General features: G+C 73.7%; 16 protein-coding genes. 7 read left to right on the forward strand and 9 right to left on the reverse strand.

Going from position 1 to position 21,416, the window contains the following annotated elements; translation table 11 throughout:
- Positions 1-198: 198 nt before the first annotated feature.
- Entirely contained in the window at positions 199-1,701 is a 1,503-nt protein-coding gene (gene miaB, locus BU198_RS28795; protein WP_317620358.1) for a tRNA (N6-isopentenyl adenosine(37)-C2)-methylthiotransferase MiaB, read from the reverse strand.
- Positions 1,702-1,796: 95 nt separating this feature from the next.
- Here miaB and BU198_RS28800 point away from each other — a divergent pair, with 95 nt between their 5' ends.
- On the forward strand, positions 1,797-2,816 hold the full coding sequence (locus tag BU198_RS28800; protein ID WP_188299783.1) for a TAXI family TRAP transporter solute-binding subunit: 1,020 nt from the start codon (positions 1,797-1,799) through the stop codon (positions 2,814-2,816).
- A 72-nt stretch (positions 2,817-2,888) separates the two neighbouring features.
- Here the strand turns inward: BU198_RS28800 and BU198_RS28805 are convergent, their stop codons facing one another.
- Both BU198_RS28805 and BU198_RS28810 read right to left on the reverse strand, forming a co-directional pair.
- Entirely contained in the window at positions 2,889-4,313 is a 1,425-nt protein-coding gene (locus BU198_RS28805; protein ID WP_188299784.1) for a sensor histidine kinase, read from the reverse strand.
- A gap of 6 nt (positions 4,314-4,319) precedes the next feature.
- Positions 4,320-5,063 (reverse strand): response regulator transcription factor, encoded by a 744-nt coding sequence (locus tag BU198_RS28810; RefSeq protein ID WP_188299785.1) that lies wholly within the window; start codon positions 5,061-5,063, stop codon positions 4,320-4,322.
- 391 nt (positions 5,064-5,454) lie between these two features.
- Here BU198_RS28810 and BU198_RS28815 point away from each other — a divergent pair, with 391 nt between their 5' ends.
- The 5 genes from BU198_RS28815 to BU198_RS28835 all read left to right on the forward strand — a co-directional run bounded on the left by BU198_RS28815 (position 5,455) and on the right by BU198_RS28835 (position 10,739).
- The gene (locus BU198_RS28815) at positions 5,455-6,228 is read left to right on the forward strand and encodes an amino acid ABC transporter ATP-binding protein (RefSeq protein ID WP_188299786.1); all 774 of its coding nucleotides are present in this window, start codon (positions 5,455-5,457) and stop codon (positions 6,226-6,228) included.
- Positions 6,229-6,345: 117 nt separating this feature from the next.
- A complete protein-coding gene (locus BU198_RS28820) occupies positions 6,346-7,251 on the forward strand; it encodes a glutamate ABC transporter substrate-binding protein (protein WP_188299787.1) in 906 nt (301 codons plus the stop codon).
- A gap of 50 nt (positions 7,252-7,301) precedes the next feature.
- Positions 7,302-7,952 carry an amino acid ABC transporter permease gene (locus BU198_RS28825; protein WP_188299788.1) on the forward strand — a complete coding sequence of 217 codons (651 nt, stop codon included), beginning with the start codon at positions 7,302-7,304 and terminating at the stop codon, positions 7,950-7,952.
- A 73-nt stretch (positions 7,953-8,025) separates the two neighbouring features.
- Positions 8,026-8,874, forward strand: coding sequence for an amino acid ABC transporter permease (locus tag BU198_RS28830; RefSeq protein WP_188299789.1), 849 nt, complete (start codon positions 8,026-8,028; stop codon positions 8,872-8,874).
- 122 nt (positions 8,875-8,996) lie between these two features.
- Positions 8,997-10,739: an FAD-dependent monooxygenase gene (locus BU198_RS28835; RefSeq protein ID WP_188299790.1), complete on the forward strand. Its 1,743-nt coding sequence runs from the start codon at positions 8,997-8,999 to the stop codon at positions 10,737-10,739.
- 224 nt (positions 10,740-10,963) lie between these two features.
- On the opposite strand, the gene BU198_RS44345 is transcribed toward BU198_RS28835, so the two are convergent.
- From BU198_RS44345 to BU198_RS43490, 6 genes are all read right to left on the reverse strand, one after another.
- Positions 10,964-11,977: a regulatory protein RecX gene (locus BU198_RS44345; RefSeq protein WP_188299791.1), complete on the reverse strand. Its 1,014-nt coding sequence runs from the start codon at positions 11,975-11,977 to the stop codon at positions 10,964-10,966.
- Between the two features lie 7 nt (positions 11,978-11,984).
- Entirely contained in the window at positions 11,985-13,124 is a 1,140-nt protein-coding gene (recA, locus tag BU198_RS28845) for a recombinase RecA (RefSeq protein WP_188299792.1), read from the reverse strand.
- 194 nt (positions 13,125-13,318) lie between these two features.
- Positions 13,319-14,554, reverse strand: coding sequence for an AI-2E family transporter (locus BU198_RS28850; RefSeq protein WP_411293247.1), 1,236 nt, complete (start codon positions 14,552-14,554; stop codon positions 13,319-13,321).
- Positions 14,555-14,591: 37 nt separating this feature from the next.
- A complete protein-coding gene (locus BU198_RS28855; RefSeq protein ID WP_188299793.1) occupies positions 14,592-14,786 on the reverse strand; it encodes a DUF3046 domain-containing protein in 195 nt (64 codons plus the stop codon).
- Positions 14,783-15,373: a GNAT family N-acetyltransferase gene (locus BU198_RS28860; protein WP_188299794.1), complete on the reverse strand. Its 591-nt coding sequence runs from the start codon at positions 15,371-15,373 to the stop codon at positions 14,783-14,785. The genes BU198_RS28855 and BU198_RS28860 overlap by 4 nt, the downstream gene beginning before the upstream one ends.
- Before the next feature lie 322 nt (positions 15,374-15,695).
- A complete protein-coding gene (locus BU198_RS43490) occupies positions 15,696-17,288 on the reverse strand; it encodes a S8 family serine peptidase (protein WP_188299795.1) in 1,593 nt (530 codons plus the stop codon).
- 152 nt (positions 17,289-17,440) lie between these two features.
- Here BU198_RS43490 and BU198_RS28870 point away from each other — a divergent pair.
- Positions 17,441-21,416: DEAD/DEAH box helicase (locus BU198_RS28870; protein WP_188299796.1), on the forward strand; the 3,976-nt coding region annotated here is incomplete at its 3' end.

Genomic DNA, 21,416 nt, shown 5'->3' on the forward strand with positions numbered 1-21,416 from the left:
ACCAGCGCCGCCAGCGCCTCGTCGCAGGCGGCGCGCAGGCCGTCCAGCTCGGGCGCGGCCCCGGCGGCGACCTCGGGGACGAGCAGCGGCGGACAGGGGCACACGGCGGCGGCTACCAGCATGTGGATCACTCTAGCCGGGAAGCCGAACGGCCCGGCCGGAGCCGAAGCTCCCGCCGGGCCGCCCGGAACGCGCGGGTCAGTCGCCGCAGCAGGCCCCGCCCGCCGGAGCGGCGAGCGGCAGCTCGGCGGGGGCGCCGATCTTCGGCAGACCGAGCATCACACCGGCCGGCTTGGCGGCGGCCGCGGCCTGGCGCTTCTCCCAGGCGTCGCCGGCCCGGGTGCGGCGCACCGAGAGCGCCGGGCCCTCGGCGAGCAGGTGGTGCGGGGCGGCGTAGGTGATCTCGACGGTCACCAGGTCGCCGGGGCGCACCGGCTGCTCCGGCTTCGAGAAGTGCACCAGCCGGTTGTCGGGCGCGCGCCCGGAGAGCCGCTGGGTCCGGTCGTCCTTCTTGCCCTCGCCCTCGGCGACCAGGACCTCCAGGACGCGGCCGACCTGCTTCTTGTTCTCGTCCCAGGAGATCTCCTCCTGGAGCGCGATCAGCCGGTCGTAGCGGGCCTGCACGACCTCCTTCGGCACCTGGTCCGCCATCTCCGCGGCGGGGGTGCCGGGGCGCTTGGAGTACTGGAACGTGAAGGCGTTGGTGAAGCGGGCCTCGCGGACGGTGTGCATCGTCTCCTCAAAGTCCTCCTCGGTCTCGCCGGGGAAGCCCACGATGATGTCGGTGGAGATGGCCGCGTCCGGCATCGCCTCGCGGACCTTGCGGATGATCCCGAGGAACCGCTCCTGCCGGTAGGAGCGGCGCATCGCCTTGAGCACCCGGTCCGAGCCGGACTGCAGCGGCATGTGCAGCTGGTGCATCACGTTCGGGGTCTCGGCCATCGCGGCGATCACGTCGTCGGTGAAGTCGCGCGGGTGCGGCGAGGTGAAGCGGATCCGCTCCAGGCCCTCGATCTGCCCGGCGGCGCGCAGCAGCTTGGAGAAGGCCTCGCGGTCGCCCAGGTCGGAGCCGTAGGCGTTGACGTTCTGGCCGAGCAGGGTCACCTCGATGACGCCCTCGTCCACCAGCGCCTCGATCTCGGCGAGGACGTCGCCGGGGCGGCGGTCCTCCTCCTTGCCGCGCAGCGCGGGGACGATGCAGAAGGTGCAGGTGTTGTTGCAGCCGACCGAGATGGCGACCCACGCGGCGTACGCCGACTCGCGGCGGGTCGGCAGGGTGGAGGGGAAGGTCTCCAGCGACTCCAGGATCTCGACCTGGGCCCTGCGCTCGACGGCGGCCCGCTCCAGCAGCGCCGGCAGGTGGCCGATGTTGTGGGTGCCGAAGACCACGTCGACCCAGGGGGCGCGCTTGACGATGGTCTCGCGGTCCTTCTGGGCCAGGCAGCCGCCGACGGCGATCTGCATGCCCTTGTGGCGGGTCTTGACCGGCGCGAGCTGGCCGAGGTTGCCGTACAGCTTGTTGTCGGCGTTCTCGCGCACCGCGCAGGTGTTGAACACCACGAGGTCCGGGTCGCCCTCCGACCCGGCCTTGACGTAGCCCGCGTCCTCCAGCAGCCCGGACAGCCGCTCGGAGTCGTGGACGTTCATCTGACAGCCGTGCGTGACGACCTTGTAGCTCTTCAATCCGCTCTCACCGCTCACCAGACCAGGGTACGGGCAGCGGCGAAGCGCTTTTCCATGAGCTTCCACCACCCGTTCGGCTCCCGTTCGGCCGGAGCGCCTGGCAGTATCCCTGCATGACCCCCACCTCCCCGTCCCGTCCCGGCGCCGCCGTCCGCACCGCGGCCCGCAGCCCGCTGTGGCGGGCGGTGCTGGTGCTGGTCCTGCTGGTCGCCGGGTTCGGCGGCTGGTGGCTGTCGGCGGGCCGCTCGCCCGGGTACCCGCGCGGCGAGGTCCGGTTCGCCACCGGTGTGCAGCACGGCGTGTACGACCGGTACGGGCAGCTGCTCCAGGGCCACGTCTCCCGGGCGATGCCGGGGGTGCGGCTGGCCCTGGACAACTCCGAGGGTTCGGTCGACAACATCACCCGGGTGCTCTCCGGCCGGGACTCCTTCGCGATAGCCACCGCCGACGCGGTCGCCGACTACCAGGGCCCCGACAAGGAGAAGCTGCGGGCGATCGCCCGGCTGTACGACGACTACCTCCAGCTCGTCGTCCCGGCCTCCTCGACGGTGCGCCGCACCGCCGACCTCAAGGGCCTGCGGGTCGGCGTCGGCCTGCCGCAGTCCGGGGTGAACCTGGTGACCAGGCGGCTGCTGGCCACGGCCGGGCTGGACCCGGACCACGACATCGTCCCGGTGTCCAAGGGGGTCGGCGAGGCCGCCGACGACCTGCGCGAGGGCAGGGTGGACGCCTTCTTCTGGTCCGGCGGCCTGCCCACCAGCGCGCTCACCGACCTCTCGGAGCACGTCAGGATCAGGATCGTGCCGCTGGGCGACCTCTCCGAGGCCCTGCACAAGGCCGAGGGCGGCGGCACCGACGCCTACCGGGCGGCCACCATGCCCAAGGGCACCTACCCGAGCGCCGAACCCAAGGAGGCCGTCGCCACGGTGGCCGTGCCCAACCTGCTGATCACCAGGGACGACGCCGACCCGGGGCTGGTCGAGGGCGTGACCAGGGCGGTGATCGACAGCCGCGACCAGATCGGCGCCCAGGTGCACGCCGCCCAGCTGGTCGACCTGCGCACCGCCGTGTACACCGACCCGCTCCCGCTGCACACGGGCGCGGCGCGCTACTACCGCTCGGTGAAGCCGTAGGGCCCGCGCCGTAGAGCCCGCGCCGTATGGCCCGCGCCGTCGTGGCTCCCGCGAAGGCCGCCGAGGCCCCGGCTACTTCTCCGGCCGCGGCACCGCCAGCGTCACCGCGAGCCCGGTCGGTCTGACCGGCGCGAAGCCGAGCGAACCGCCGCCGGCCGCCAGCAGGGTACGGGCGATGGACAGCCCGAGCCCCGAACCGTCCACGTTCTGGTGCCGCGGGCTGCGCCAGAACCGGTCCCCGGCCCTGGACAGCTCGTCCTCGGTGAGGCCGGGCCCCGCGTCGGCCACGGTCACCGCGACCTCGTCCCGGCGCACCGCGACCCGCAGCCGCACCTCGCTGCCGGCCGGGCTGAACTTGAGCGCGTTGTCCAGCACCGCGTCCAGGGCCGAGCCGAAGCCGATCGGGTCGGCCATCCCGATCGCCAGGGCCGGGCCGTCCCAGCGCAGCCCGATGCCGCGCTGCTCGGCCACCGGCCGCCAGGCGTCCACCCTGGCCAGGGTGAGTTCCGCCAGGTCGGTGCGCTCCGGTTCGGGGCGGGCGTGCTCGGCGGTGGCCAGCCCGAGCAGGTCGTCCAGCACCCGGGCCAGCCGGGTGCCCTCCTCCCGTACGCCGCTGAGCTCCTCCTCGTGGCCCTCCGGCAGTTCCAGGCCGAGCAGCTCGACCCGCAGCAGCAGGGCCGACAGCGGGTTGCGCAGCTGGTGCGAGGCGTCCGCGACGAAGGCCTTCTGCTGGTCCATGGCGAGCACCACGTGGTCCGCCATCTCGTTGAACGAGCGGGCCAGCCGCTGGAGTTCGGGCGGTCCTCCGCCGGGGGCGACCCGGGCGGCCATCCGGCCGGTGGCGATGTCGTGGGTGGCCCGGTCGAGGGTGCGCACCGGGCGCAGCACCCACTCGGTGAGCCGGACGGCGAGCAGCACGGCGACGATCATCGCGGCCGCCTCGCCGGCGCCGATCACCAGCCACTTGTGCAGCATCCGGGTGCGCAGCGCCCCGGTCGGGGACTCGCTCAGCACCACCGCGACCACGTCGCCGTCGCGCACCACCGGGGCGGCGACGGTGATCGTCCGGTCCGGCGTCCACGGCCAGACCTGCGGCGGGTTGTGGCTGCGCCGCCCGTCCAGCGCCTCCTGGAAGGCCTGGGCGCCCCAGCCGCCGGTGGGCACCCGCCAGTTCGCCGGGGCGGCGGCGATCGCCTGGCCGTCGCGCTGGAAGATGCCCAGGCGCACCCCGTACAGGTCGTGGTAGCGGCTGACCTCGGCGTCGATCGCGCGCTGCCGGCTGAGGTCGCCCGGGGCGGGTTCCGGTTCGCCCTTGCGCGCGGAGCCGACGGCGCCGGAGGTGGGCAGGTCCTGGGCGAGCCGGGCGGCGTCGTCGAGCCGGTCGACGACCACCTTGGTCTGCTCGGCCGCCGCGACCGCCGCCGCGAGCGGCAGCCCCAGGGCGGCCAGGACGCAGAGCATGAGGGCGATCAGGATGCCGAGCAGGCGGGTGCGCACGTGCGGTCAGTGCTCCGCGGGGGTGGGCGGGGCGGTCGCCGGACGGTCGGGGATCAGCCGGTAGCCGACCCCGCGCACGGCCTCGACCAGGCCGGGCAGCGCCAGCTTGTTGCGCAGCGAGCCGATGTGCACCTCCAGGGTGCGCCCGTTGCCCTCCCAGCCGCTGCGCCAGACCTCGCTGAAGATCTGCTCGCGCCGGTAGACCACGCCGGGGCTCTGGGCGAGCAGCGCCAGCAGGTCGAACTCCTTGCGGGTGAGCGGCACGTCGCGGCCGTCCACGCTGACCCGGCGGCGCTCCCGGTCGATCCGGATGCCGCGGGACTCCAGCGGTCCGCGCTGCTGCGGCACGGTGTCGGGCGCGGGCACCGCCGCCGCGGAGGGGGCGGCGCCGCGGCGGGCCACGGCGTGGATGCGGGCGAGCAGCTCGCCCATGTCGTACGGCTTGGTGACGTAGTCGTCGGCGCCCAGGTTGAGGCCGTGGATCCGGGAGCGGATGTCGGCGCGGGCGGTGACCATGATCACCGGCACGCCGCTGCCGGCCCTGATCCGGCTGCACACCTCGAAGCCGTCGCGGTCGGGCAGCCCGAGGTCGAGCAGCACCACGCGGTACGGCTCGTTGCCGTCCGGCACCAGGGCGTCCAGCGCCTCGTGCCCGCTGCGGGCGTGCCGGACCTGGAATCCGTGCCGGCCCAGCACCGCGACCAGCGCGGCGGCCACGCGTTCGTCGTCCTCGACGAGCAGAAGTCGCATCCTGTTCTCCTCCTTCCCCCACGTGATCACCGGTGATCACCGGGCCGATCGGTCAGGTCCCGGTCCTGCGCAGTATGGGCCAGTGAACGGCCCCGCGCCAGGTTCGGCCGCGCACCGGGCTCGTGGGGGACGGGGAGCACCGGAGCGGATTCCCGCTGTCACATGCCCCGTCGGCGCCCGCGCGAACAGCACCCGGGCGCCGTGTGGCCGTTTCGTGATGCTCAAGTTCCGCTCAGATCGGCTGACGGCGCACGGTCACGGCTCCTAAGGTCGGCCCACCGGGGGCTGCGGCTCCGCCGGCCGCGGCTCCCGGATTAGCACCACCACTGCCTCCCAAGGGAGTTGAGACTTCCCAGGCAGGCGCTATTCGACGACAGAGGGAGCAGGCGCGATGACCGAGAGCCCGGTCGAGGACTCCACCCCCGCAGCCGCCCCGCTGGTCGTGCTGGGCAACGTCAACAAGCACTACGGCGCGCTGCACGTGCTGCAGGACATCGACCTCAGCATCGCCCAGGGCGAGGTGGTCGTGCTGATCGGCCCGTCCGGTTCGGGCAAGTCCACGCTCTGCCGGACGATCAACCGGCTGGAGACGATCGACTCCGGCACGATCACCATCGACGGCCGGCCGCTGCCCGCCGAGGGCAAGGAGCTGGCCAGGCTGCGCGCCGAGGTCGGCATGGTGTTCCAGAGCTTCAACCTGTTCGCGCACAAGACCGTGCTGGAGAACGTGGTCATCGGCCAGGTGAAGGTGCGCAAGGTGCCCCGCCCGCAGGCCGAGAAGACCGCCAGGGAACTGTTGGAGCGGGTCGGCGTCGGCGCGCAGGCGGACAAGTTCCCGGCCCAGCTCTCCGGCGGCCAGCAGCAGCGCGTGGCGATCGCCCGGGCGCTGGCGATGAAGCCCAAGGTGATGCTCTTCGACGAGCCCACCTCGGCGCTGGACCCGGAGATGGTCAACGAGGTGCTGGAGGTCATGCGCCAGCTGGCCGCGGACGGCATGACGATGGTCGTGGTCACCCACGAGATGGGCTTCGCCCGCTCCGCCGCCAACCGCGTGCTGTTCATGGCCGACGGCAAGATCGTCGAGCAGAACACCCCGGACGCCTTCTTCACCGCGCCGCGCTCCGACCGCGCCAAGGACTTCCTCTCGAAGATCCTCCACCACTGACGCTTCGAGAGCCGCAGGACGGCCACCGGCAGCCAGGCCGGCCAGCCCCTGTCCGTGCACGACTTCCAGACGCCAGAGCCCGGTTGACGCCGCGGCCCAGCCCCAGGAGAACAGCCCATGAGGACTTCCCGCACCCTCGCCGTCGCGCTCTGTGCCGTCGCGCTCACCGCCACCGCCGCCTGCGGCAAGGACGGCACCCCCGGCGGCTCCGCCGCGAGCAGCGGCGGCAGCGCCCCGGCCCTGCCGGCCTACACGGTCAAGACCGACGTCAAGGTCGAGTCCACGATCCTCGCCGAGGCCAGGAAGCGCGGCCAGCTGATCATCGGCGCCAAGGCCGACCAGCCGAACCTCGGCTGGGAGGACGTGGCCACCGGCGACCGCAGCGGCTTCGACATCGAGATCGCCAAGATGATCGCCGCCGACCTCGGCTTCACCCCGCAGCAGATCAAGTGGCAGACCCTGGTCTCCTCGCAGCGCGAGCCGGCCATCGCCAAGGGCCAGATCGACTTCTACGTCGGCACCTACAGCATCAACGACGAGCGCAAGAAGAGCGTCTCCTTCGCCGGCCCGTACTACATCGCCGGCCAGGACCTGCTGGTGAAGGCCGACAACACCTCGATCACCGGCGCGGAGAGCACCGGCGGCAAGAACGTCTGCACCGCCACCGGCTCGACCTCGATCAAGAACATCCAGCAGTACAACCCGAAGATCACGCAGTTCGACACCTACTCGGCCTGCGTCGAGAAGCTGCTGTCCGGCGAGGTCGACGCGGTCACCACCGACGACGCGATCCTCAAGGGCTACGCCTCCAAGTACGCCCCCAAGCTCAAGGTCGTCGGCAAGCCGTTCACCAAGGAGAACTACGGCGTCGGCCTCAACAAGGACGACAAGGCGCTGCGCGACGCGATCAGCGACGCCCTGAAGGCCCACGAGGACAACGGCGACTGGAAGAAGGCCTACGACGCGACCCTGGGCGCCTCCGGCTCCGCCGCGCCCGAGGTCCCGGCCCTCGAACGCTACTGATCCGCCGCCGTACGCCGATCCCGGCCATGACTTGAGAGGAGGGCCGCCGGATGGGGTTCCTGTTCGAGGACGACAACTTCGCGTTGTTCCGCGACGGCTTCCTACAGACGATCGAGGTGAGCGCGCTCAGCGCGCTGCTCGCCCTGCTGCTGGGCACCCTGCTGGCGGCCTTCCGGGTCTCCCCGGTGCCGGCCCTGCGCGCCTTCGGCACCGCCTGGGTGACGCTCTTCCGCAACACCCCGCTGACCCTGCTGTTCTTCGCCGTCACCTTCGGCCTGCCGCCGCTGGGCGTGCACCTCAGCCACCCGGTGTTCGCGGTGCTGGCGCTCGGCGGGTACACCGCCTCGTTCGTCTGCGAGGTGATCCGCTCCGGCATCAACACCGTGCCGCTCGGCCAGGCCGAGGCCGCCCGCAGCCTCGGCATGTCCTTCGGCCAGACGCTGACGCTGGTCGTCCTGCCGCAGGCCGGCCGGACCGTCCTCGGCCCGCTGAGCAGCGTGTTCATCGCCCTGCCCAGGAACTCCGCGATCGCCGGCGCGTTCAGCGTCGCCGAGCTGTACAGCGCCCAGCAGACCTTCTCCGAGCGCGGCTACTCGATCTTCGCCATCTTCTTCTGGGTGGCCTGCGCCTACCTGCTGATCAGCGCGACGATCGCCACGTTCTTCCGCTTCCTGGAAACCCGACTGGCGGTGGCCCGATGAGCGAGCACAGCGAGCGAGCCACCCAACGGCGCGCACGGGCGGATGCCCCCGCCGAGCACGGCGAGGTGGGCGCATGAGCATCTTCCAGCGACAGGCGTCGGCGAGCGTCCTCTACGACACCCCCGGCCCCCGGGCCCGTACCCGGTACCGCCTGTTCGGCGTCCTCTCGGTGCTCGCCATCGCCGGCCTCCTCTGGTACGCCGTCAGCGCGCTGAACGACAACGGGCAGTTCGACCCCGGCCTCTGGGACGCCTTCCAGTACTCCTACGTCCAGCAGCAGATCCTGGACGGCCTGCTGTCCACCCTGGAGGCCTTCGGGCTGGCCGCGCTGTTCTCGCTCACCCTGGGCGCCCTGCTGGCGGCCGGTCAGCTCTCCGACCACCGGCCGGTCCGCTGGGCCTGCACCGCCTTCACCCAGTTCTTCCGGGCGATGCCGCTGCTGATCCTGATCGTCGGGCTCTACTACGCCTTCTTCGCCCAGCAGCCGATGTGGGCGCTGGTGCTCGGCCTCACCCTCTACAACGGGGCGGTCCAGGCCGAGATCATCCGCAGCGGCGTCAACGCCGTCCCGCGCGGCCAGGGCGAGGCGGCGTACGGGCTGGGCATGCGCAAGACCCAGGTGATGACGTCCATCCTGGTGCCGCAGGCCGTCCGCTCGATGCTGCCCTCGATGATCGGCCAGCTGGTCGTCACCCTCAAGGACACCTCGCTCGGCTTCATCATCACCTACCACGAGCTGCTGTTCGTCGGTAAGGCGATCGCCAGCCAGCCGATCAACGCCGCGGGCTTCCCCTACATCCCCGTGGTGCTGGTGATCGCCCCGATCTACATCGTGATGTGCCTGCTGTTGACCGCGCTCGCACGCTGGATCGAAGCACGCGGCCGTCGCGGCGCGAACCGGCGCACTTCGGCTGCTGCTTGACGGACACGCAGGCGAACTGTTGCATTGCTCTTCGTGACACCTCCCGGGAGAATCCACGCGGCATATGCGGCAGCGGTAACTGACGCCGGCCGATCGGCCGGTTCGTGCCCGGAGGTTCCCTCATGGACCCGGTGATCGTGGTCGGGGCCGGACCGGTCGGTCTGGCCCTGGCCCTCGCCCTGGCCCGGCACGAGGTGCCGACCGTCGTCCTCGACGAGGGCTCCGGGCTCTGTCCCGAGGGCCCTCGCAGCCTCGTCCTCGGCGCCGACACCGCCGCCTTCCTGACCCGGATCGGCTACCCGAGGGCCGTCTCCGACTCCGCGTTGTGGGACTCCTTCGCCGTCTGGCGGCGCCGCCAGGAGGTGCTGCGGATCGACCTCACCGACTCGCCCACCTACCACCTGCCGCAGCACCGCCTCCAGCGCGGCCTGCGCGACGCCCTGACCGGCACCCCGCTGATCAAGCTGGTCCCGCTCAACCGGGTCGTCGAGCTCGAACAGGACCGGGACGGCGTCAGCATCCGCACCGTGGGCACCCAGGACGGCTCCACCACCTGGTGGCGCGGCAGCCACCTGGTCGGCTGCGACGGCGCCCGGTCCACCGTCCGCAGACTCCTGAAGATCCGCTTCCCCGGCCGCCCCGCGGTCGACCGCAACGCCATCGCCACCGTCCGGGTCGACCTGCCCTTCGACGGCGCCCGGCTGCACCGCGAACCCCCGTGGCGGGGCGACCGCGAGGCCTCCGCCCGTCCGCTGCCGGACGGCGTCTGGCGACTCGACTGGCGGCTGCCCCCCGGCCGGCCCGCCCCCGCCGAGACCGTCGACCCGCACGCCACCTGGCCCGGTATCGTCACCGGGGACACCCTGCTCACCCGGGTCACCTCCACCCTCACCGGCTGGTGCGGCGAACTGCCCCGCTTCGAACTGCTGGCCGCCGCCGACCACACCGCCCAGCAGCGGCTCGCCGCCCGCTTCCGGGCCGACCGCTGCTTCCTGGCCGGCGACGCCGCCCACCTGCACGGCGCCCTCGGCATGCAGAACCTCCCGGACGGGCTGCGCGACGCCGACAACCTCGCCTGGCGGCTCGCCCTCGCCTGGCACCTCCACTCCGGCGGCCCGCAGCCCGGCGGCTCGCTGCTGGACGGCTACGAGGCCGAGCGGCGCGGGGCGGTCGGCGCCAGGCTGCGCGCGGTCGACCAGTCCATGCCGCTGCTGCGCCCGCTGCGCGGCTGGCAGCAGACCCGGCGCTCACTGCTGGTCGGCGGCTTCCGCAAGCACGCCCCGCTGCTCGCCGACGGCCAGCTCGGCACCGGCCGGTTCGGCGGCGCGCCCGCCTACCCGGCGGCGCCCTCCGGCGTCCCCGCCAGGGTCCCGGTGCAACGCGGCTCCCGCGGCACCACCTCGCTCAGCGAGCTGCTGCCCGCCACCGCCCCCGGCGTGCTCGTCCCCGACCTGCCGGTGCTCGCCGACGACGGCACCCCCGACCACCTGCACGCCAGGCTCGGCGCCACCTTCCTGCTGCTGCTGGTCGCCCCCGGCACCGCCGTCTGGTCCTCCGAGCACTGGCTCGGCGCCGGTCTGATGCCCCGCCTCGCCGAGGTCGCCGCGGCACTGCCGGTCCCCGCCGAGGTCCTGGTCACCGAGGACTACCCGGGCGCCGGCCCGCACACCGTCCTGCTGATCCGCCCGGACGGCCACCTGGTCGGCGTCACCCAGGGCGCCGTCGCCGAGGACCTGCTCGCCCTCGCCGACCGCGCCCGCGGCGGCCCGGCCACACTCCCCCAGGCCCCCGACCCCGCCGACCGGCCCGCGCCCGAACAGGTGGACTCCCCGAGCCAGGGCGTGTCCCAGCGGGGTGTGTCCTAGCGGGGTGTCCTGACCGGCCACCGCCGGGGCACGGCCTCGCGGACCACCGTCACCCGGAGCCGGCCCGGGTCGGTGTCAGCCCGGCTCGGCGGAGTCCCGCCGGGCGGCCTCACGGGTGCTCGGGTCCGCGCCGAGGCCGTCCACCGCATCGGGACGGACCATCACCCGGACTCCCGCCCGGTCTGCTCCGTCCCGATCCGCTCCGTCGCGAGCCGCCGGAGCCACTACTCCCGGCCCGACAGCTCACTCGACTCCTCCTCCAGCGCACCGCGCACCACCCGGAACGCCAGCCCCTCGGAGTAGCCGCGCCGCGCCAGCATCCCGACCAGCCGCCGGGTGCGCACCTGTGCGTCCAGCCCCCGGGTGGACCGCAGCTTCCGCTCGACCAGCGCCCGGGCCGCTTCCGTCTCGTCGTCGTGGTCGAGTTGGGCGACGGCCTGCTCGACCAGGTCGGCGGCGACGCCCTTGGTACGCAGCTCCTGGGCCAGTGCCCGCCGGGACAGGCCCCGGACGGCGTGCCGGGACTCCACCCAGGCCGCGGCGAAGGCCGCGTCGTCGATCAGCCCGACCTCTTCGAGCCTGGTGAGCACCTGGTCGGCGATCTCGTCCGGAATCTCCCGCTTGCGCAGGGCGTCGGCGAGCTGCTTACGGGTCTTGGCGGCACCGGTCAGCAGCCGCAGGCAGACGTCCCGGGCGCGGGTCTCCGGATCGACCGACTCCTCGGCCTGCTTCCGGGAGGCACGGCCGGTGGTCTTCTCCCCGGGCGGCCCCTCGGCCGATCGCTCCCGGCGCGCCCCGCGCCGGGAGGACGGGGCGGCCGCACCCCCGTGACCGGCCGCTCCGTCCTCGTCCCGGCCGCTCTCCACGGCCGTCCGTGCCGAAGCGGGCGGGCCCGCTTCGAGTTCCTCGGCCACCAGGGCGGAGCGCCGCCGCCGACGGCCGGTGGGCAGCCCGGAGGCGGAGACCAGGCCGAGTTCCTCGACCGAGGCCTCCGCCGGCTCCGGCCGGGGCGCCGCGCCGCGCACCGCCCGGGCCGGAGCCCGGTCGAACTCCGGCTCGGGGCCGGATGCCCACTGCGTGGTGGACGGGCTGCGGCGCCGAGAGCGGTTGCCCGCCCGGGGCCTCGCGGCCGGGGGCTCCGCCTCCGGCTCCTCCGCGACCGCGGCGAACCAGTCCGGCGGCCCGTGGTCGTCGTCCTCCGGGCCCGCCGGGCCGCCGCCCACCGTGTCGTACTCCATCAACGGCTCAGGCCTTGGCAGCCGCCGCCGTCGCCTTCTTCGCCGCGGCCGTCTTGGTGGCGGTCGCGGTGATCGGCTTGGCGGCGCCCTCGGTGGCGGTGGCGGTGGCGGCGGTGGCGGCCTCCGCCGTCTCCTCGGCCGGCTCCTCCGTCTTCGGACCGATGCCGAGCTTGCCCTTGATCTTCCGCTCGATCTCGTCGGCGAGCTGCGGGTTGTCCCGCAGGAAGTTGCGGGCGTTCTCCTTGCCCTGGCCGAGCTGGTCGCCCTCGTAGGTGTACCAGGCGCCCGACTTGCGGATGAAGCCGTGCTCCACGCCCATGTCGATCAGGCCGCCCTCGCGGCTGATGCCCACGCCGTAGAGGATGTCGAACTCGGCCTGCTTGAACGGCGCGGCGACCTTGTTCTTGACCACCTTGACGCGGGTGCGGTTGCCGACCGCCTCGGTGCCGTCCTTCAGCGTCTCGATCCGGCGGATGTCGAGGCGGACCGAGGCGTAGAACTTCAGCGCCCGGCCACCGGTCGTGGTCTCCGGCGAGCCGAACATCACGCCGATCTTCTCGCGCAGCTGGTTGATGAAGATCGCGGTGGTGTTCGACTGGTTCAGCGCACCGGCGATCTTGCGCAGCGCCTGGCTCATCAGCCGGGCCTGGAGACCGACGTGCGAGTCGCCCATCTCACCCTCGATCTCGGCGCGCGGGACGAGCGCCGCGACCGAGTCGATGATCACCAGGTCGATCGCGCCGGAGCGGATCAGCATGTCGGTGATCTCCAGCGCCTGCTCACCGGTGTCCGGCTGGCTGACCAGCAGGGCGTCGGTGTCCACGCCGAGCTTCTTGGCGTACTCCGGGTCGAGCGCGTGCTCCGCGTCGACGAACGCGACCGTGCCGCCGGCCTTCTGGGCGTTGGCGGCCAGGTGCAGGGTCAGGGTGGTCTTACCGGAGGACTCGGGGCCGTAGATCTCGACCACCCGGCCACGCGGGATGCCGCCGACCCCGAGGGCGACGTCCAGGGCGGTGGATCCGGTGGAGATCACCTCGACCGGCTCGTTGGCCTTCTCGCCGAGACGCATCACCGAGCCCTTGCCGAACTGCCGCTCGATCTGGGCGAGAGCGGTCTCCAGGGCCTTCTCGCGGTCCGTACCTGCCATGGCTTTTTCCCTCGGGTTCTGTGCTGTGCGCTTCATCGTCCTCGACGCTAGCGCGTCCCACTGACAAACGGGCCCGACCGGGCTCCGCCTGTGGAAAACTCCTCGCCGGAGAGTACAAAGAACACCTGTTCGATTCAAGCCTCGCACGTCCGGGCCGTGCCGCCCCCGGGACGCCCCGGGGGCGGCGCCCCGCGTCACTCCCCGCGCCGCTGCCCGTCCCCGCCGACCATCCGGCGCAGCCGTCGCGCCGCCTCCCGGCGCAGCTCCCGCCGGGCCCGGCGCTGCTCGCCCCGGTCGATCCGCGGATCGGTGGCCACCTCGTACCGCCGCACGTACGTCCCCACGAAACCCTGGAGCGTCGCCGCCGCCGGGATCGCGATCAGCGCGCCCACCGCGCCGAGCAGCGCCGCCCCGGCGATCACCGACCCGAACGCCACCGCCGGGTGCACGTCCACCGTCCGCGCGGTGATCCGCGGCTGCAGCAGGTAGTTCTCGACCTGCTGGTAGACCACCACGAAGACCAGCACCCAGAGCGCGTCCACCGGCTCCACGGTCAGCGCCACCAGCATCGGCAGCGCCCCGGCCAGATACGTCCCGATGGTCGGCACGAACTGCGACATGACGCCGACCCAGACCGCCATCGCCGCCGCGTACGGCAGGTCCAGCAGCGCGAACATCACCCAGTGCCCGGCCGCCGACACCACCGCGAGCACCGCCCGGGAATAGAGGTAGCCGCCGGTCTTGGCCAGCGCGATCTCCCAGGCCCGCAGCACCTCGGCCTGCTTGGCGGGCGGCAGCATCGAGCAGACCGTCCGCCGCACCCGCGGGCCCTCGGCGGTGAAGTAGAAGGTGAACAGCCCGACCGTGAAGGCCTGGAACAGCCCCCCGATCAGGGTGGAGGAGACGCCCCAGACGTTGTCGGCCGCCTGCTGGACGTAGCTCTCGATGGCGCCGGAGTCCTTGAGCAACCGATTCTGCAACTCACCCAGCGAGAGTTCCTGGTGGAAGGTCTGGTTGATCCAGACGATCAGATTGTCGACCAGGTGCGGCAGGTCCCCGGCGATCTTCGCCACCTGGTCGACCAGCAGCGTGCCGAGCGCGGCGAGGAAGCCCACCACCGAGACCCCGACCGCCACGAACACCACGAAGGTCCCGACCCCCCGGCGCACCCCCCGCGCCGCCATCCGGTCGACCGCCGGCTCCAGCGCCAGCGACAGGAAGAACGACACCAGCAGCATCACGAACAGGTCGATCAACTGCCGGAACGCCCAGTCGGCGAACTGGAACAGCCCCACCAGCACCAGGAACAGCACCATCGCCCGCGGCAGCCAGCGCGGCATCCCGCCGCCCCACAGCCCCCCGTCCGCCGGAGCGCCGTCGGCGTCCCGCTCCGCCCTGTCCGGATTCTTCTGTTCTGCGCTACTTGTCACCCGGACAGTCTGTCCCATGCCGCCCGGAGGCCGGCACTCAGCGCAGCACCCCGGAGACCCCCTGGGTGTCACAGACGACGCGCCAGACGTCCTTGGCCTCCCAGCCCGCCTCCAGCGCCTGCCGCACGGTCCGCCCGCCCAGCCCGCTCATCACGTGGTCGCTCGCGAAGGACTCCGCGTACGCCTCCCCGAAGTGCGCGTACATCCGTCGCCAGAACTCCGTCAGCCTCATGGCACAAGTATCCCGGACCCGGCCCGCCAGTCCCCCGCCGTCAGCGCGTACTCGACCTCGCCGTGCTCGCTGCCCGGGATCATCTCCGGATAGTCCTCGTGGAACGTCCGGACGTACGACAGCCCGCTCTTCTCCATCACCCGCCGCGATCCCGCGTTCACCGCCATCGTGTACGCCACCACCCGCTCCACCCCCAGCTCCGTGAAGCCGGCCCGCACCAGCGCCCGCGCCCCCTCCGTCGCGTACCCGCGCCCCCACGCACCCCGACGCAACCGGTACCCGAGCTCGACCTCCCCCCGCTCCCCCTCCCGCGTCGGCCGGAACTCGAACCACCCCAGGAACGCCCCACCCGCCCGCTCCTCGGCCGCCCACCACCCGAGATCCCCGTACCGCCGGTAGTGCTCCAGGTACCGCGGCAACAGCTCCCCCTCCACCCACTCCCGCGAACTCGGCTTCCCCCCGGTCAGGAACCGCATCACCTCCGGATCCCCGTCCAACTCCACAAGACGGTCCACATCCCCCATCGTGAACCGCCGCAACACCACCCGCCCGGTCGTCAGGAACACGGCCGCACCCGAATCACCCATGCCCCGATCCTCACCCCCACCCCACCACCCCGTCACCTACTTTTCCCCCACCCCCAGCACCCCTCACCCACCTCCCCACCCCGCCCCCAGCCCCAGCGCCCACACCCCCAGCCCGCCCCCCTGCCCCCAAGCCCGCCGCCCTGCCCCCTGCCCCCTGCCCCTGCCCACCTGTCCCCACCCACCCGCCCTTCCCCCTCCCGGCGAGAGGGACGCGCTGCGGGCGGGGGCGGCGCAGGGGGTGGCCCGGAGAGGGGCGTGACGGGTGATTTTCAGACTGCCACCCCTGTCCGGCGTCGCACCCACGAGCAGGGCAGTCCGAAAATCACCCAGCCCCCGGAGCGGCCACCCCCGGAGCCGCCCCCGCCACCCCACCCTCCCGAAAGCCCCCCGACAACCACAGAACCCCCGCCCCGAAATACTGCCGCTCCCCACACACCCGAGGCCCCGAAGGGCACCCCGAAACCGCCGCCCCCGCCAGCACCCCCGCCAGCCCACCCGCCCCCAGCTCAGGATGCGACGCCGCCACCACCGCCACCGCCCCGGTCACGTGCGCGGCCGCCATCGAGGTCCCCGCCAACGCCACGTACTGCCCGCCCGGCCAGTCGGAGACGATCGCCCCCTGCGGCCCACCGTCCGGGTCACCCCCGGGGGCGGCCAGCGAGACCCGCCCGCGCCCGTAGTTGGAGTACCCCGCCGGATGCCCGTCCCGGTTGACCGCCGTCACGGTGACCACCCCGGGCAACTCGCCGGGAAGGCGCACGCACTCGGTGCCCAGGTGCCGGACCCGCGCCGCCCCCGAGACCCGGTCGTTGGGGCTGCGCTCGTCGGTCCGCGGAGCCCCCAGGTCCTGCCCGTCGTTGCCCGCCGAGGCGACCACCACCGCACCCTTGCGCTGGGCGTACCCGGTGGCCCGTCCGACGGCCGCGATCAGCGCGGCCTGGTCCCGGTCGTCCGGGCAGTTGTACTTCCACGGGTCGGCGAAGTAACTGTTGTTGATCGCCCTGGCCCCGTGGTCGGCGGCCCAGAGCATGCCGCAGACGATGTTCTCGGCGTAGTACTGCCCGAGCGGCCCGAGCAGCCGGACGGCCGCGATCCGCACGCCCGGCGCGACCCCGGCGACACCGTGGCCGTCCCTCGCGGCCCCGACGATCCCGGCGACGTGGGTGCCGTGGCCGCTCTCACCGACCCCGGGGTCAGGCCGCCAGGCACCGGTACGGGCGTCGGGCCGGCCGTCGGCGCAGGAGACGGAGGCCTTCGGGTCCACGGCGGCCCGCAGGTCCGGGTGGGTGTCGTCGACGCCCGAGTCCAGCACCGCGACCAGCACCCTGTGCAGCGCCTCGGCACCCGGCGCGACCCCGGCGGACACCGTGGAGCCGTCTCCCGCCCGCACGCCGACGCCCCCGACCATGGCCAGGTTCCAGGCACCGTTCTCCCCCGGATCGACCACCGTCGTGGTCTCCCCGTCCGCCCGATCGCCACCACCACCGCCACCGCCGGCCTCGCCGCCCCCACCCCGTCCCGCCCCCACCGTGAAGTCCCCCGCACCCGCCACCACCCGCGGCGGCGCGACCACCGGCGCGGTCCTGGTCGCCCCGACGGCGGCGATCCCCGGCCTGGCCCGCACCCGGTCGGCGAACCCCCCGGCCGCGTACACCAGGGCGGCCCCGATCTGCGGGTACTCCTGCACCACCTGCCCGCCCGCCGCCCGGCTCGCGGCCCCGGCCAGGTCCGCGCCGGCGGCGTCCTCGCCCTCGGCCAGCACCAGGTAGCTGAGGTAGGCCCGCCCGGTCCCGGACACGTACGGAACGGCTCCGCCCACCACGAGTGCCGTGAGCAGCATCGCGAGCAGCGCCCGGGCGGGCCCGCGGACCCGGCGGCGCCGGGCGGGCCCGCCCGACGGGTGCGCCTGCGCCATCGCACGGCCTCCGCTCGTCGGTCCGGTGGGTCACGGGTGGATCAAGCTTCCGATTTCTCACCATATGAGCGGATCATCACTCCTGCCTTTTGGCTTGCACCCCCACCCCCGCCGCACCCCCGCTTGTCAGTCCCACCCGGCACCATGGGGGCATGGCGCCCCAGCACCCGACCCAGCCCGCCCCCGACCCCCTGGCCGGCTTCGCCCCGGCCACCCGGGCCTGGTTCACCGGCGCCTTCTCCGCCCCCACCGCCGCCCAGGCCGAGGCCTGGCAGGCCATCCGGCGCGACACGGACGTCCTGGTGGTCGCCCCCACCGGCTCCGGCAAGACCCTGGCCGCCTTCCTCTCCGCCCTCGACCGTCTCAGCAGCACCCCGCCCCCGGCCGAGACCAAGCGCCGCTGCCGGGTCCTCTACGTCTCACCGCTCAAGGCCCTCGCGGTGGACGTCGAACGGAACCTGCGCGCCCCGCTGACCGGCCTGCGCCAGGCCGCCGTCCGGCTCGGCCTGCCCGAACCCGAGGTGCAGGTCGCGATCCGCTCCGGCGACACCCCGGCCGCCGACCGCCGCCGCTTCGCGACCCACCCGCCGGACATCCTGATCACCACCCCCGAGTCGCTGTTCCTGCTGCTCACCTCCGCCTCCAGGGAGGCGCTCCGCGGCGTGGACACGGTGATCCTGGACGAGGTGCACGCCGTCGCCGGCACCAAGCGCGGCGCCCACCTCGCACTCAGTCTGGAGCGCCTGGACGAGTTGCTGGACCGCCCGGCCCGGCGGATCGGCCTGTCCGCGACGGTCCGTCCGGTCGAGGCGGTGGCCCAGTGGTTGAGTGGACACCGCCCGAGCCCCCGGCGCGGCGCCACCGTGGTCCAGCCCACCGCCGCCAAGGACTTCGACCTCTCGGTGGTGGTCCCGGTCCCCGACCTGGACGACGTGCCCGCCGCCCCGGCCACCGGCGGCGCCGCCGGCAGCGACCCGCAGAAGCAGTCCTCCATCTGGCCGCACGTCGAGGAGCGCATCGTCGACCTGGTCGAGGCGCACCGCTCGACCATCGTCTTCGCCAACTCCCGCCGGCTGGCCGAGCGGCTGTGCAACCGGCTGAACGAGATCGCCCACGAGCGCGCCACCGGCACCGCCGTCCCCGAAGCACACGCCCCGGCCCAGCTGATGGGCGGCTCCGGCGCGGCCAAGGGCGCGCCCCCGGTCATCGCTCGGGCCCACCACGGCTCCGTCTCCAAGGAGCAACGGTCGCTCGTCGAGGAGGAGTTGAAGGCCGGCCGGCTGCCCGCCGTGGTCGCCACCTCCAGCCTGGAGCTGGGCATCGACATGGGCGCCGTCGAGCTGGTCGTCCAGGTCGAGTCCCCGCCCTCGGTCGCCTCCGGCCTGCAACGGGTCGGCCGGGCCGGCCACCAGGTCGGCGCGGTCTCCACCGGCGTCTTCTTCCCCAAGTACCGCGGCGACCTCGTGCAGTCCGCCGTGGTCACCGAGCGGATGCGGGCCGGCCGGATCGAGGCGCTGCGCATCCCGCGCAACCCGCTGGACGTGCTCGCCCAACAGCTGGTCGCGATGACGGCCCTGGACGAGTGGCCGGTGGACGAGCTGCTCGCCGTGGTCCGCCGCGCCGCACCCTTCGCCACCCTCCCCCAGTCCGCCTTCGACGCCGTGCTCGACATGCTGGCCGGCCGCTACCCCTCGGACGCCTTCGCCGAGTTGCGCCCCCGCGTGGTGTGGGACCGGGTGGCCGGCACGGTGACCGGCCGCCCCGGCGCCCAGCGCCTGGCCGTCACCTCCGGCGGCACCATCCCCGACCGCGGCCTGTTCGGCGTCTTCATCGCCGGTACGGCCCCCGAGGAAGCCGGCGGCCGGCAGGAGGGGCAGCGCGCGACGCCTCCCAGGAAGGGTGGCGGCGGGCGACGCGTGGGCGAGCTGGACGAGGAGATGGTCTACGAGTCCCGCGTCGGCGACGTCTTCACCCTCGGCACCAGCTCCTGGCGGATCGAGGAGATCACCCACGACAAGGTGCTGGTCACCCCCGCCCCCGGCATCCCCGGCCGGCTCCCGTTCTGGAAGGGCGACAGCCTCGGCCGGCCGCTCGAACTCGGCCGCGCCCTCGGCGCGTTCACCCGCGAGCTGGGCGGCATGCGGCCCGAGGCCGCCACCGAGCGGCTCAGGCAGGCCGGCCTGGACGACTGGGCCGCCGCCAACCTGCTCGACTACCTGGCCGAGCAGCGCACCGCCTGCGGCCACCTCCCGGACGACCGCACCATCGTGGTCGAACGCTTCCGGGACGAGCTCGGCGACTGGCGGATCGTCATCCACTCCCCCTTCGGCGCCCAGGTGCACGCCCCCTGGGCGCTCGCCCTCGGTGCCCGGCTGCGCGAGAAGCACGGTCTGGACCCGCAGGTCATGCACGCCGACGACGGCATCGTGCTCCGCCTGCCCGACGCCGACCTGCTGGCCCCCGACTTCGACTTCGGCGCCCCCTCCCAGCAGTCGGGCCCGGACGAGGCCCCGGTCGGCGCCGACGCCGCCCTGTTCGACCCCGGCGAGATCGAACAGCTGGTCACCGACCAGGTCGGCGGCTCCGCCCTGTTCGCCTCCCGCTTCCGCGAGTGCGCCGGCCGCGCCCTGCTGCTCCCCCGCCGCAGCCCAGGCCGCCGCACCCCGCTGTGGCAGCAGCGCCAGCGGGCCTCCCAACTGCTCGAAGTGGCTTCCGAGTACGGCTCGTTCCCGATCGTCCTGGAAGCCGTCCGGGAGTGCCTCCAGGACGTCTTCGACGTCCCCGGCCTGGTCGAGCTGATGGGCGATCTGGAGTCCCGCGCCGTCCGGCTGGTCGAGGTCACCACCCCCGAGCCCTCGCCCTTCGCCCGCTCCCTGCTGTTCGGCTACGTCGCCCAGTTCCTCTACGAGGGCGACTCCCCGCTCGCCGAGCGCCGCGCCGCCGCCCTCTCGCTCGACTCCCGGCTGCTGTCCGAACTCCTCGGCCAGGCCGAGCTGTCCGAGCTGCTCGACCCGCGGGTGCTCGCCGAGCTGGAGGCCGAGCTCCAGCGCCTCACCCCCGAGCGCCGGATCAGGGACGCGGAGGGCGTCGCCGACGCCCTGCGCCTGCTCGGCCCGCTCGCCGAGGCCGAGCTGACCCTCCGCGGCGCCGATCCGCTCTGGGCCCTGGAGCTGGAGGCCGCCCGCCGGGTGATCCAGGTCCGGATCGCCGGCGAGCGGCGCTGGGCCGCGATCGAGGACGCCGGACGGCTGCGCGACGCACTCGGCACCCCGCTGCCGGTCGGCGTCCCCGAGGCCTTCACCGAGCCGGTCAAGGACCCGCTGGGCGACCTGATCGCCCGCCACGCCCGTACCCACGGCCCGTTCACCGCCGCCGAGGCCGCCGCCCGCTTCGGCCTCGGCACCGCCGTCGTCACCGGCACCCTGCACCGGCTCACCGCGGCCGGCCGCCTGGTCCAGGGCCAGTTCAGGCCCGCCGAGAACCACACGGCCCCGGAGTGGTGCGACGCCGAGGTGCTGCGCAGGCTCCGCCGCCGCTCGCTGGCCGCCCTGCGCCAGGAGGTCGAGCCGGTCCCGCCCCGCGCCCTGGCCGCCTTCCTGCCGCAGTGGCAGCACCTGGCCGGCCACCGGCTGCGCGGCCCCGACGGCCTGCTCCGGGTGGTCGAGCAGCTCCAGGGCACCGCCCTGCCCGCCTCCGCGCTGGAGAAGCTGATCCTCCCGGCCCGGCTCGCCGACTACTCCCCCGGCCTGCTGGACGAGCTGACGGCAGCCGGCGAGATCGGCTGGTGCGGGGCCGGCGCACTGCCCGGCAAGGACGGCTGGCTCAGCCTGCACCTCGCCGAGAACGCCCACCTGCTGCGCCCCGAGCCCGTCCCGCCCGCGCTCACCCTGGTGCACAGCGCCCTGCTGCGGGCGCTGGCCGGCGGCTACGGCCTGTTCTTCCGCCAACTCCTCCAGCAACTCCCTGAGGAGACCGCCGAGCCCGAGGCCGTCGAGGCGCTCTGGGACCTGCTCTGGGCCGGCTACGTCACCAACGACACCCTCGCGCCGCTGCGCGCCCTGCTCGGCTCCGGCCGGACGGCGGGCGCCACCGCCCACCGCGCGCCCCGGTCCACCCCGCGCGGCCGCT

The sequence above is a fragment of the Streptomyces sp. CBMA156 genome (genome assembly GCF_014596515.1).
In the GTDB taxonomy this organism is placed as follows: domain Bacteria; phylum Actinomycetota; class Actinomycetes; order Streptomycetales; family Streptomycetaceae; genus Kitasatospora.